This is a genomic window from Parvimonas sp. M20 (assembly GCF_035282425.1).
Lineage (GTDB): Bacteria > Bacillota > Clostridia > Tissierellales > Peptoniphilaceae > Parvimonas.
Map to the genome: position 1 here is coordinate 1 of NZ_JAYKBQ010000026.1, position 13769 is coordinate 13769.

12 protein-coding genes are annotated in these 13769 nt (G+C 27.1%); 1 reads left to right on the forward strand and 11 read right to left on the reverse strand.

Annotated elements, in window-relative coordinates:
- Nucleotides 1–160: 160 nt before the first annotated feature.
- The 5 genes from VJI93_RS07980 to VJI93_RS08000 form a co-directional block, all read right to left on the reverse strand.
- Nucleotides 161–1492 carry an aminopeptidase C gene (locus VJI93_RS07980; protein ID WP_324000398.1) on the reverse strand — a complete coding sequence of 444 codons (1332 nt, stop codon included), beginning with the start codon at nucleotides 1490–1492 and terminating at the stop codon, nucleotides 161–163.
- Between the two features lie 221 nt (nucleotides 1493–1713).
- Nucleotides 1714–2487, reverse strand: coding sequence for an ABC transporter permease (locus tag VJI93_RS07985; RefSeq protein WP_324000397.1), 774 nt, complete (start codon nucleotides 2485–2487; stop codon nucleotides 1714–1716).
- A 2-nt stretch (nucleotides 2488–2489) separates the two neighbouring features.
- Nucleotides 2490–3269 (reverse strand): ABC-2 family transporter protein, encoded by a 780-nt coding sequence (locus VJI93_RS07990; RefSeq protein ID WP_324000396.1) that lies wholly within the window; start codon nucleotides 3267–3269, stop codon nucleotides 2490–2492.
- A 1-nt stretch (nucleotide 3270) separates the two neighbouring features.
- Nucleotides 3271–4230, reverse strand: coding sequence for an ABC transporter ATP-binding protein (locus VJI93_RS07995; RefSeq protein WP_009372846.1), 960 nt, complete (start codon nucleotides 4228–4230; stop codon nucleotides 3271–3273).
- 29 nt (nucleotides 4231–4259) lie between these two features.
- Nucleotides 4260–5948, reverse strand: coding sequence for an ABC transporter ATP-binding protein (locus VJI93_RS08000; RefSeq protein WP_324000392.1), 1689 nt, complete (start codon nucleotides 5946–5948; stop codon nucleotides 4260–4262).
- A gap of 180 nt (nucleotides 5949–6128) precedes the next feature.
- On the opposite strand from VJI93_RS08000, the gene VJI93_RS08005 reads away from it, so the two are divergent.
- Nucleotides 6129–6566 (forward strand): hypothetical protein, encoded by a 438-nt coding sequence (locus tag VJI93_RS08005; RefSeq protein WP_324000391.1) that lies wholly within the window; start codon nucleotides 6129–6131, stop codon nucleotides 6564–6566.
- 15 nt (nucleotides 6567–6581) lie between these two features.
- On the opposite strand, the gene yihA is transcribed toward VJI93_RS08005, so the two are convergent.
- The 6 genes from yihA to VJI93_RS08035 form a co-directional block, all read right to left on the reverse strand.
- Entirely contained in the window at nucleotides 6582–7169 is a 588-nt protein-coding gene (gene yihA / locus VJI93_RS08010) for a ribosome biogenesis GTP-binding protein YihA/YsxC (protein ID WP_324000389.1), read from the reverse strand.
- A 1-nt stretch (nucleotide 7170) separates the two neighbouring features.
- A complete protein-coding gene (gene lon, locus VJI93_RS08015) occupies nucleotides 7171–9519 on the reverse strand; it encodes an endopeptidase La (RefSeq protein WP_324000388.1) in 2349 nt (782 codons plus the stop codon).
- A 13-nt stretch (nucleotides 9520–9532) separates the two neighbouring features.
- Nucleotides 9533–10756 (reverse strand): ATP-dependent Clp protease ATP-binding subunit ClpX, encoded by a 1224-nt coding sequence (clpX, locus tag VJI93_RS08020; RefSeq protein ID WP_324000386.1) that lies wholly within the window; start codon nucleotides 10754–10756, stop codon nucleotides 9533–9535.
- Between the two features lie 10 nt (nucleotides 10757–10766).
- A complete protein-coding gene (clpP, locus tag VJI93_RS08025) occupies nucleotides 10767–11345 on the reverse strand; it encodes an ATP-dependent Clp endopeptidase proteolytic subunit ClpP (protein WP_324000385.1) in 579 nt (192 codons plus the stop codon).
- Between the two features lie 56 nt (nucleotides 11346–11401).
- On the reverse strand, nucleotides 11402–12727 hold the full coding sequence (gene tig / locus VJI93_RS08030) for a trigger factor (protein ID WP_324000383.1): 1326 nt from the start codon (nucleotides 12725–12727) through the stop codon (nucleotides 11402–11404).
- A gap of 167 nt (nucleotides 12728–12894) precedes the next feature.
- Nucleotides 12895–13623, reverse strand: a complete 729-nt coding sequence (locus tag VJI93_RS08035; protein ID WP_324000381.1) for a hypothetical protein — start codon at nucleotides 13621–13623, stop codon at nucleotides 12895–12897.
- Nucleotides 13624–13769: the final 146 nt, after the last annotated feature.

Here is a 13769-nt window from a genome sequence, read left to right on the forward strand (position 1 = left end):
GAAAGGCAGGTTTAAATCTGTCTTTCCCAAAAATCTTATTGTAAAATTGTGTCCATTTACTTGACTATGTTGCATTTCTCCACTAAAAAAGTGCCAATGTTTTCTCATTGACACCTTTGTCATCAGTCTGAGGAATTACCTAAGTAATTCCTTTATATAATTATCTTTTTAACATCATTGCATATGGTTCCCAAGGATCAATCTTTATAGATTCTTCTTCCAAACCTTTTAACCATTTTTTATCAACGAATTTTTTATCTACTATTGCTGAAATATTTTCATTTGTAAACCAAGAGTCGCTCATTGAGAATATTCCCTTTTCTCCAACTTCATCTCCCCAAGAGTTTTCAACTTGCCACTTAATTGGATTCCCATTTTCATCCAAATCAACTCCTACAAATGTCATAGCATGAGTTAAATCTGTATATCTATAGTCGATTCTATCTGCTTTAGAAAATTCTCCAAGTTCTGTTAAAGTTTCATCATAATTAAATAAATCTTTATCCATTATACCTAATTTTCTATCACAATTCTTCATAACATCACAAGCAAACCACACAGCTTCTCCAGCTTTTATAGATGCGATTATAGCTTTTTTAATGTCTTCTTGTGGAACATTTAAAGAAGCAACAGGATTTCCTTCTCTAACAGATTTAAAATATTTTAATTCTATTCTTTTACCAAATGGATACTTGCCCCTTGGATCTTCAATTAAATCAACTTTATTTTCAAAATAATTTCCAACATATTCTTCATAGAATTTTTTTGGAGTTAAATTTGTAATCTTTTGGAATTTATCGTCTTTATCTGTATATTCAAAATCAAAAGTTTCTGGTAATTTTCCTAAAACTTTTGTACAAATATTATAAACTTCATAAAGAGTTTCTTCTTTTAATTTCTTTAATTCTTGAACTGAAGCTCCATTTGAATGTGCTTTTCTCATATTCATTGCAGTTCTCTTCAATCTTACATTGATTTGTTCAACAAAAGCACCGGAGTCGGATGAGCTGAAAGTTTCAGGCATAACTGACTTAGGAACAATCCCATGTTTTGAAATTAAATCATCAAAACATTCAAAGAAGTTTCCATCATCTGCTCCTAAATCTAACAAACTATCCATAAGTCTTGAGCCCAATGGTTCATCTATATGTTCAATCATAAGTTCTAAGAAATTATTTGATTTTTCCATTTTATCCATAAAGAAAAGATAAACTTGTGAGAACTCAAAAGTTTTTAAATTAAGTTTTTCCATAACTTTTAATCTCAAAACATTAAGTCCTGAAAACATCCAACAACGACCAGATTTCTTTTGGTTTGTAATTTCAGCTTTCTTTACGCTGTCTGAAAACTTAAAATTATGAAATCTTAAAGCATCATTGTTAATTGAACTATCTTGAATACCATTTTTAGCAATTGCATTCGAAATTACTCTACTTGATAAATCGCTTTCAAAACGTTTTTTAAATTTTTTCATCATTTCATTTGTTACCATAAACTATTCCCTCCATTTTTTTATTTTTAACATACTCATAATATCACAACAAAAAAATTATTTCAATAGATTTTTAGATATAATTGATATTTTTTATCGATTTTATTTTTCTGTGCTAATTTTCAAATATAATACTTTCTATTAGAATAAATAAACCCCAATGAAATAAAATTTACTTTATTCATCAGGATTTAGTCAATTTAAACTTTTTCCATTACTAATTAATTTGCAGATACGTATTTTTTCAAACCTTTTTTCCAAAGAAATATTGCAAAAACTGTTCCCAAAAAATTAAATAAGAATATATATAATATACTTAAAACGGAAGCCTCTCCCTTAACTATAAGTACAGGCAGATTAATTGACAGTAAAATAGGAACTATATAAATTAATACAAACTGTATTGATTTTGGATAAATAGACTTCGGTCTGCTTGAAAAATCAATTAGGTATTCTGGTATTCCCATTATGGCACTTGAATGTTCTTTCCAAAATGATATAGTAATTACAATCTGATTTAATAAAAATACCAAGTATATGGATAACAAAATTGAAATCGTAAATTCTATTATTATAAATAAATTTAAACTATATTTTGTCAGCAAAAATACTTGAAAACACAGAGCTATAAATAAATTAATCAAACTAGGAAAATCTACTCTGTATAATGAGTAAAACAAAAACGAATTGACCGGTCTAATCAAAATATAATCTAATTCTCCATCTAATATAAATTCATATAAATTTTCATGAGCAACGGTAAATAAAAACTGATAACCATAACTTATTACGGAAGCTACAGATATTAAAAGTAAATAGTCATTTTTCACCCAACCATATATCGTTTCTGTATAATCAAAATAGATTACACCTGCAATAAACTCCGCAAGAAAAAAAATCAAGCCAAAAACTATTGTTACAATTGCAGTAAATCTGTAAATTAAAAACTCTTGAAAACTATGAGATAAAAACTTTTTATACAATCTAAAATTCATATTTACGCTCCCATTCCCTCATATCTTTTCAGTCCAAAATAATAAGTAATTTTATATAGAACAAAAAATAGAATAAACCAAGAAAAAGATAGAATTATGTAAAAAATTAATTCTTCAATTGTTAATTTTCCTTGCATAGCCCTTGTAAAATTAAATCCAACTATTGCAAACGGGTTTTTATCAACTAATTTATAAATTTTATTTCCCAATAAATTTAAAGGAAAAAGCAGTCCTCCAAACAGTAAATATACTGAATTTATTAAAGGTCTTAATGTCCACATATTTATCAAATAGAATCCAAGATTTCCAACAAGAGAAACCAGCATAAAAAACATACAAAAATTTATTATAAAGAACAAAAATACCAACAAAAAATATCCTATATTTGCATTAACAAAAAAAGACAGAATAAACATAAGGACATAAAAAACAATAAATATAAACTTCTTTCCTAAAAATGCAAAAAAGGAATTTACTAATATAGAATATGGTCTAATCAACATGGAAGTAAGCTTCCCACTTCTAACAAGATGCCCCATATTAACTACATTTTCACTTGAAAATAGAATCATCCCAATATTTGAAATAATTATATAATAAATCATTTGAGTTTTAGTAAAACCTCCAATGGTTTCAACTGAAGTACTTTCAAAAATACCCTTCCAAGTAAATATAGAAATTAAAATACTTAATATATTAACAAATATATTGGAAATAAAGTTAAACTTATAGCTTAATTGTATATTCAGCTGATTAAAAAAAGTTGGTAAATATTTACTCATCTTAATCCTCCTTTTTACATTCACTGAAAATATCAAAAACTACATCTTCAAAGCTTTTATTTTCACAGGATATATTTTTTATAAGTGAAAAATCAACATTTTTTAATATAAATTTTGCTTCATCAAAATTTACCTGTAATTTTTTCTTGTCCAAAAATTTAAAACGATTAAATTCATCAGGTATAAAATCTTTAAATTCTATTATGCATTCATCTTTAACAGAGAACTTATTTATAATTTCATTTATATTTGAATCTTCCACCTTTTTTCCATTTAGTAAAATTACAACTCTATCACATAATGTCTCAATGTCTTTCATATAGTGAGACGTTAAAAATATAGTAACATTATCTTTTTTATTTATATCAAGTAAAAACTCATGTATCGACCTTTGACTTGTTATATCCAATCCTATCGTAGGTTCATCTAAAAATAAAATTTTAGGACTATGAATTAAAGCACAGATTATCTCAAACTTAATTCTCTCTCCAAGCGATAATTTTCTAACCGGAATTCTTAGCTTATCTTCTAAATTTAATAATCTTACCATATTATTCAATTTATTTCTATAACTTGTTTTATCAATCTTGTAAATACATCTTAACATCTCAAGAGTTTCTTCAGCAGGTAAATCCCATATTAATTGGCTCTTCTGTCCTATAACCACACCTATTGATTTAAGATAAGATTTTTCCTTCTTAAAAGGAATATTTCCATCACACTCAATAATTCCACTCTCCGGATTTAATATCCCCGTAAGCAATTTTATTAATGTCGTTTTTCCGGAACCGTTGGGACCTAAGATTCCTATTATTTCTCCCATTTCGACTTCTAAATTAAAATCTTCAATAGCTAATTTTTTTATTTCTCTTCTTTTGAAAAAATCCTTTAAAGAACCTAAAAAACCACTATCTTTTTCAAAATAATTATAACTATAAAATAAATTTTCAATTTTTATCATAAATAAATTAATTCTCCCAAGTATAATAATTAATTATTCTCAACTTCAGAAATTGTATATAATTTTTTAAAATATGAATCAAAATTCATAAGTTCTTCAAAATTACCTTTTTCTTCTATCTTCCCATCTTTTAATACCAATATTTTGTCATATTGTTTTAAATTTTCCTTTATTAATCTATGTGTTACAGAAATCAATGTTATATTTTCAAGCTCAAGTAGTCCCTTTTCTATGGAAAATGCAATTTCATTATCCAAACTTGATAAAATTTCGTCAGCAAGTATTATCTTTGTATCCTTTATCAAAGATCTTGCAATTGAAATTCTCTGTTTTTCTCCTCCTGATAAATTATTTGCATTTTCAGAAATCAATTCCTTATCATACAATCTATCCAAATATTTACCAAGTTCAGCTTTCAATATAACATCTTTTACTTTTTCTTCCGAATAATCTTTACTAAATAATGTTATATTATCATAGATACTTCCTTTGAATAGAAATACATTTTGATTAATTGTTGAAATTAAATTTATAATAGAATTTCTTGAAATTTCATCCAAATCAGTTCCATCTATACAAATTTTTCCCTCATCTGCTTTAATTCTTTTTGAAATTAGCTTCATCAAAGTTGATTTTCCACTTCCTGATAAACCTACTAAAGCATATTTTTTGCCTTTTTCAAAATCAAAACTTATATTTTCCAAAACTTTTTTATCATCATATTTAAAGCTAACATCCTCTAAAGAAATCTTATTATTAAAGTCTTTAATTTCTGTTGTTTCAACATTTTCTTCTGAAATTAAAGTATTTTCGATTTTATTTAATATTTTATCAACAGACTTAAATTTTCCATAAGATTCTATAGCAAACATCAAAGGATTTACAATATGATTTGTAAGTTGAACACAAACAATCATTTGTCCAAGTGTTATAAATCCTTTATACGCTAAATATCCCCCACAAACAAAACCACCTAAAAAGGTAAAACCTCCAAAAAAATATGAAATCATAGTTACTAAACTATACCTTTTTTGATATGCAAGTCCTTTATCATAAACATTTTTTGAGTTATTATAAAATACTTTCGAAATAAATTTTTCCAGTCCAAACACTTTGATTGTTTCATAACCATTAAAATATTCGTTTGTCCTTGCAGTATATTCACTTTGAGAATTTGAAAATTTCTCTTTAAAAGTTTTTAAATTTTTCATCGGAATATTTCCAAAAACAAATGAAATTACAGACAATATCATTAAAGCAATTGTCATTTGATAGGAAACATAGAAAATTGTACCAAATGCAAACACAAACAAAAATCCAGATTTAACTAAATTTAAAAATGTTTTAAAATACTCTGTTTCTATTGTATTAATATCATTAGTAAGAATTGAAATCTTATCTCCTACATCATTATTATAAAAACTTTCAATATCTTGCTTTATCAAATTATTAAATATGTAAATCTTTGTATCTAAAGACATTTTAGCTACAAATTTATAACTCATAACTTCATAAATCCATTTAAAAACGCTCTCTGTAATAAGTAAAACAAAAGTATAAATCATAACCTTAGAAAATTGCATATTTATTGCTCCACTGGCAGAATCTATAACATAACCAAAAAACATTGCAACTCCTATTTCCAATGAAATATAAATAAACATAACTACAAAAAGTGGCAACAAAATGTTCAAATTATTTTTCCATATTTTTTTCATAATATCTCCCCCTTAACAGATAACCTTTTCAAAGATTATCATTATGAATATATTTTATGAAAAATCCCCCAAAAAGTCAATAGTGAAGATAATTTAGTTCACTTATAAAAAGTATTGAAATAATAAAACTACAATGTTATAATTTAACTAGAATAATTTTTTTGTTTAAGGAGGTATAAAATGAGAAAAATAAAAAACTTACAAATATATATAATTATTCTATCGTTAGCAGGAATTCTATCATCCGTATTATTACCATGGTCTCGTGTTTATATGGGTAGTATTCCACCCGGAAATATTCCCGATACAATATACTACGGATATGAAAAAATCGGATTATATAGTTTAATTCCTCTTGTAATTCTTTTTTGTTTAACTGTATTTTCACTTATCAAGAAAAATTCTTGTAAATATCTAAAGAATTTAAGTATTTTATTAAATCTTATTACTTTAGGAGTATGTCTATTTGATATTATAAGAATTAATTTTAAATATAGAGGAATGGTCGGAAAAATCCCTAGAACAGAAATAGGTCCTTTTGTTATAACTCTAATTTCAGTTTTAATACTTATCATATTATTATGTATTCCTGTTGAAAAATCAAATAATAACAACTAAAAAAGCTGTGAACAATCACAGCTTTAATATTTCTTCTATTTTGTTATGAACTGTCTCTAAATTAGCTTTAGAATCAGAACTGAATGGAATAACTAAGTTCATTTCTTTTATTCCTAAAGTTTCTCTAACAACCTTTAAATGTCTATTCCACTGTCCCTTAGATATTTTATCAGCTTTCGTTGCAATAACATAACCACTAAATCCATATTCTAAAAGCCAGTTGTACATCATAACATCTTCCTTACTAGGAGCATGTCTGATATCTACAATAAGAATAACTTCACACAAATTTTCTCTATTAGAAAGATAAGTTTCAATAATTACCCCCCATTTTTCTTTTTCACTTTTTGAAACTTGTGCATATCCATACCCAGGTAAATCTACTAATCTAAATGAATTGTTTATTTTATAAAAATTTACTGTTCTTGTTTTTCCTGGTTTGGAACTTGTTCTTGCTAAATTTTTACGATTTATGAAAGCATTTATAAAACTTGATTTTCCAACATTACTTCTCCCGGCAAAGGCAACTTCTTTTAAATCAGAATCCGGATACTGTGAAATAATCGCAGCTATTTGTTCCAATTCACTTGAGATTATTTTCACTTTACACCTCTTTTTCCAGAACTAGATCTAATACTTCACAAACATCAGAAACAGTATAAATTTTCAATGTTTCCCTAATTTCTTCAGGAATTTCGTCAATATCCACTTCATTTTCTTTTGGAATGATTATATTTTTTATTCCATATCTATTTGCCGCAAGGATTTTTTCTTTAAGTCCTCCTATTGCTAGAACTCTTCCTCTTAAAGTTACTTCCCCAGTCATTGCAAATTGTCTATTTACTTTCCTATTTGTAAGAGCACTGACAATTGCTGTTGTCATTGTTATACCAGCAGATGGACCGTCTTTTGGTACTGCTCCTTCAGGAACGTGAATGTGTATATCTTTTTCTTTATAAAAATCTTCTTTAATATTAAATTTATCGGCTTTACTTCTAACAAATGAAATTGCAGTCATTGCAGATTCTTTCATAACTTCGCCAAGTTGTCCAGTAAGTTGAATTTTTCCAGTGCCATTAACAATATCAGTTTCTATTGTTAAAAGTTCCCCTCCAACCTCTGTCCAAGCCAATCCATTTACAAGGCCGACCTTATCTTCTTTTTCCAAAATATCATCATGGAATTTTTTCTTTCCTAAGAAATCAACAAGATTTTTTGAATTAACTGTAACTTTTTGACTTTCTTTTGAAACTAAAATCACTGCTACCTTTCTAATTATTTTTTCAATCATTCTTTCTAAATTTCTCACTCCGGATTCTCTTGTATAATAACGAATGATATCTCTTACTGCATCAGCTTTTATATCAAGCATTTTCTTAGTCATTGAAAAGTTTTTAAATGCCTTTGGAATCAAATGATCAATAGCAATCTTTTCTTTTTCATCATAAGTATAGCTTGAAACCGGAATAATTTCCATTCTATCAAGTAATGGAGATGGAATTGTAGAAGTTGTATTCGCAGTAGTTATAAACATAACTTTTGAAAGATCAAAAGGAATATTTATATAATTATCTGTAAATTTATTATTTTGTTCAGGATCTAAAACTTCAAGCAATGCACTTGAAGGATCTCCTCGAAAGTCATTTGAAATCTTATCAATTTCATCGAGTAGCATTACCGGATTATTAACTTTACATTGTTCTAATAAAGTTAAAATTTTACCCGGCATTGCTCCAACATAAGTTCTTCTATGACCTCTTATTTCACTTTCATCATGAAGCCCACCCAAACGCATAGAAACAAATTCTCTATTCAAAGATTTTGCTATGGATTTTGCAATAGAAGTTTTACCAACTCCTGGAGGTCCAACCAAGCAAATTATTGAGCCCTTTTGATTATTTGAAATTTTTCTTAAAGCTATTGATTCAATAATTCTATCCTTGACATCCTTAAGTCCGAAATGATCTTTATCTAAAATTTTTCTAGTATAAGCTACATCTAATTTTTCTTTTTTAGATTTTTTCCAAGGTAATGCAACTATTTTATCGAGATAACTTCTAATCACATTCCCCTCTGGAGAACCTGAAGGTATTTCGGAAAGTTTTCTAATTTCCTTAAATAACATTTCTTCAATATTTTCATCAAATACGAAACTCATTATAGCACTAGCATAATCATCCAATTCAGAACTTAAATCTTCTCCATCTCCAAGTTCTTCTCTTATTATATTAAGTTGTTCTCTTAGATAATATTCTCTTTGATTTTTATTTAGTCTTGACGAAACTTTTCTAGAAATACTTTCTTCTAGGAATGATAACTCTATAGAATTTTGTAAAATCTCATAAAGTTTTTCAAGTCTTTCTCTCATATCAAAAATTTTAAAGTTTTCATAATGTTCATCATCAGATAATCGAATTATATAACTTGCAACATTATTTGTAAATTTATCCATATTAGAAGAACTTTGAACACTAATTTCCGTATCAACATCTAAATGTCTTTTCTTAGCTGTATATTCTTCAAATGAAACTTCAACCATATTTCTTAAAGTTGCCAATTCAGAGTCTACATCTTCTTCAACTTCATCATAATAGAATTCTTCAACATCTGCTGTTAAAAATTTTCCATCATCATAAATTTTCTTTGCCCTACATCTACAAATACCTTCAGCTAAAACTCTAGTTATTCCATTGTTCATCTTTAAAATTTGTTTAACGATAACAACAGTTCCCATTTCATATAAATCTTCTGCCTTAGGATCTTCCATCCTAACATCTTTTTGAGTAAAAGCAACTAAAATCGAATCCTTTTTTAATGCAGACTCTATTGCATCTATTGACTTTTTTCTTCCGGCATCAAAATGAACTACAGAATAAGGATAAATCCAAAGCCCTCTAAGTGCGATTACAGGTCTATTTAATTTTTCTTCAATATTAAAATTTATATTGCTCATAAATATTTTTCCTCTATTTTTTACTTTCTTTATAAGTTAAAATGGGATTAGCCTTTCCTAAAACTACATCTTTTGTAACTACACATTTTTCAACATTTTTTTCAGATGGCAATGTAAACATTGTATCTAAAAGAGCACTTTCTATAACAGCACGTAACCCTCTTGCACCTGTTTTTCTTTCAAGAGCTATCTTTGCAATTTCTTTTATTGCATCTTTTTCAAACTCAAGTTCTATATTATCCATAGATAATAGCTCTTTATACTGTTTAATTAACGCATTTTTTGGTTCTTCTAAAATTCTAATTAAAGAATTTTCATTTAAACTTTCTAAAGTTACAATCATCGGTATTCTACCTACAAACTCAGGTATCAAACCATATTTTAGTAAATCTTCAGGTCTTAAATTCTTAATTATTTCAGAAAAATCATCAAGTTTTTCCATTTTAACATCTGCACCAAATCCCATTGATTTCTTTTCGAGCCTGGCTTTTAAAATTGAATCTATACCTTGAAAAGCTCCACCTACAATAAATAAAATATTTGTAGTATCAACTTGTATATATTGTTGATCAGGATGTTTTCTTCCACCTTTAGGAGGAACATTTGCAATAGTTCCTTCTATAATTTTTAAAAGTGATTGTTGAACACCTTCTCCACTAACATCTCTAGTTATTGATGGATTTTCACTTTTTCTAGTAATTTTATCAATTTCATCTATATATATAATTCCCTTTTCAGCTCTTTCTATATCATAGTCTGCTGCTTGAACTAATTTCAAAATTATATTCTCAACATCTTCTCCAACATAACCCGCTTCAGTTAAAGTTGTTGCATCAGCTATTGCAAATGGAACATCTAAAACTTTTGCAAGAGTTTGAGCTAAAAGTGTCTTTCCACTTCCTGTAGGTCCAACAAGTAAAATATTAGATTTTTGTATTTCAACTTCGCTTTCAACATCTCTATTAATTCTTTTATAGTGATTATAAACAGCAACACTTAGAGCTTTTTTTGCGTTGTCTTGTTGAATTATATACTCATCCAAAATTTTCTTTATTTCCACTGGAGTTGGTAATTTTTCTAAGCTTTCTTTTTTCTTAGTTCTTTCTTGGTATTCAATCATGGAATGGCAAATTTCAATACATTCATTACAGATATTTGCATTAATTCCACTAACTATTTGATCTACTTCTTCTACCTCTTTTCCACAAAAAGAACATCTTGTTATCTTTTTTTCCAAAATTAACTCCTTAATTTTCTATTACTTCATCGATTATTCCATATTCTTTTGCTTCATAAGCAGTCATATAGAAATCTCTATCCGTATCTTTTTCTATTTTTTTAAGTGATTGACCAGTTCTCTTTGCTAAAATTTCATTAAGAGTTGCTCTAACTTGCAAAATCTTTTGAGCTTGAATTCTAATATCTTCGGCTTGCCCTTGAGTTCCTCCTAGTGGTTGATGAATCATAATATCTGCATTAGGCAAAGCAAATCTCTTTCCCTTTGCTCCTGAAGTCAATAAAAATGCTCCCATACTTGCAGCACGTCCAATACAGATAGTACTTACATCGGGTTTAATATATTGCATAGTATCATAAATCGCAAGTCCTGCACTAACTGATCCCCCTGGACTATTTATATAAATTTGAATATCCTTTTTAGGATCTTCTGATTCTAAAAACAAAAGTTGTGCAACAATCAAATCAGCCATTTGATCATTTACTTCTCCACTTAAAAATATAATTCTTTCCTTTAAAAGTCTTGAATAAATATCATAAGACCTTTCACCTCTATTAGTTTGTTCAACTACCATTGGTATAAGTGCCATAACTACCTCCTAATAAAAAATATAGCTTAGCAAAACGCAAGCTATATTTTAACTAATTATTCTTCAACAGTTTCTTTTTTAGGTTCTTGGAATTTAACAAGACTTACCAAATGATCAACCGCTTTTCTTCTAATTAAACTTGCAGTAATGCCTTCCAGACCTTCTCCTGATTTTAATTCCTTCTTAAATTCTTCAAAATCTTTAACTTTCATATTCTTTCCGAATTCATCAATTTCTTTATCAATTTCTTCTTCAGATACTTCAATATTTTCTAATTTTGCAAAAGCGTCAATAACAAGTTCAGCATTTGCTCTCTTAGTAGCTTCTGGTCTTAATTGTTCTCTAACTGCTTCTTCAGTAGTATTTAACATTTTGAAATAGTTATCTAAACTCATATTATATTGTCTAATTCTACCTGCAAAATCTCTAAAAGCTTTATCAACTTCTTCATTTATCATTGATTCTGGAGCTTCTACATTTGAACTTTCAATAAGAGCATCAATTGCATTGTTTTGTTTTTGAACTAAAGCATTTTTTTCTGCTGATTCAACAAGATTTTTTTTAATATCTGCTCTATATTCGTCTAATGTATCAAACTCTGAAACATCTTGAGCGAATTCATCATCTAATTCAGGAAGTTGTTTTTCTTTAATTGAATTTATTTTTACTTTGAAAAGAGCTTCTTTTCCCTTTAATTCTTCTGAATGATATTCTTCTGGGAAAATAACATTGACATCAACATTATCTCCTATATTTTTACCAATTAATTGTTCTTCAAAACCTGGAATAAAAGTATGAGAACCTACAACTAAATCATAATTTTCGGATTTACCACCATCAAATGGAACTCCTTCAACACTTCCTTCAAAATCAATGTTAACAGTATCCATATCTTTTATTGGTCTATCTTCAATTGAAACAATTCTTGCATTGTTTTCACGTTCTTTATTTACCCTTTCATCAACTATTTCATCAGTTACCTCAATTTTAACATCATCAGCAACTAGATTTTTATAATCTCCTAATTCAGGAACAGGCTTTAATTCTTGATCAAATTTAATAATTATAGCTTTGTTTTTATCAAATTCTTCAATATCAATTTTAGGCATTCCACAAATTTCTTTAGCGATTTCCAATTCTTTAATAGCTTCTTCAAATAACTCAGGTAATAATTCATTAACAGCATCTTCAAAGAAAATGCCTTCTCCATAATTTAATTCAATAATTTTTCTTGGAGCTTTACCCTTTCTAAAACCTGGAATGTTAAATCTTGATTTCATTTTGTTATAAACTTTATTAATTGAAGCTTGAAAAGCTTCTGGACTAATTTCTGATGTAAAAACTACTTTCTTTTCATCTCTTGATACTAATTTAGTATTCATTTAATTTCCTCCTAGTCATTATATAAAAATTATATTATTTTCTATTTACATACCCCAAGATTATAACATAAAATAACATATATTTCAATACATATAATTAATATTAAAGCATTTTATTCTAGAGTTGTCAAAAACATGTTACCCTATCTAGAGCAACATTTTTAATTCTATTTATCTAAATTTACATCATTCCATTTTGAAAAACTTGTAGTATTAGTAATTTTTGTTGTTTCGTTATTTGAGACATGTTCTAAAGTCCAAAACACATTTTTTAAGTAATATGTATCTTTGTCAAAAACTGCTTCAAAAGTTATTGTAACATCATTTTCAGAAATTTTTTTTAAATTCAACTTATACTCAGCTTTCAATATGTTAATAATTTTTGATTTATTATTATCATCATTTTTAATTTTTAAATGGTATTCATCATTAACTTCTTCCAATGTTAAATCATTCTCAGTAAAAGAATAAATACCTTCTAACAATCTAAAATAATCTGGAAACACATCATAATTACTATTTTGTTTTTCAGTTTTTTTATCTACTCCATTTATTTTTCTAGTCATTATACTTGTTTTACTTTCATCTCCAACAAACTCAACATCATAATTATTTTGTTCAATATTTGAAGACCCTGAATATCTAACTATTACTTTTCCTTTGGTAATTTTTTTAGAATCTTTATCATTTATTAATTCCCCTTTTAGAATTTGTTTAGTTGAACTTCCATTTCCCCCATTAATTATTTCATTAAGTAATAATATAGATTCAATATTATTATTTGCATTTTTAAATTTATCAAATAATTCATTAACTCCAACCTTATTTGAACAACCCGAAAAAGTAATTATTACAAACAATAGTCCAATAAAAAAAAGTTTTTTCTTCTTAAACATTATCTATCCTCCAAAAATAAATTTTTGTTTATTATAACATATTTGTCAAAATAAAAAAATGCTATCCATAATGAGCTGAACCCAAAAACACGGACAGTTAAATAAATTATTCAAAGGAATGTAATCTATAATCAATAGGAGACATT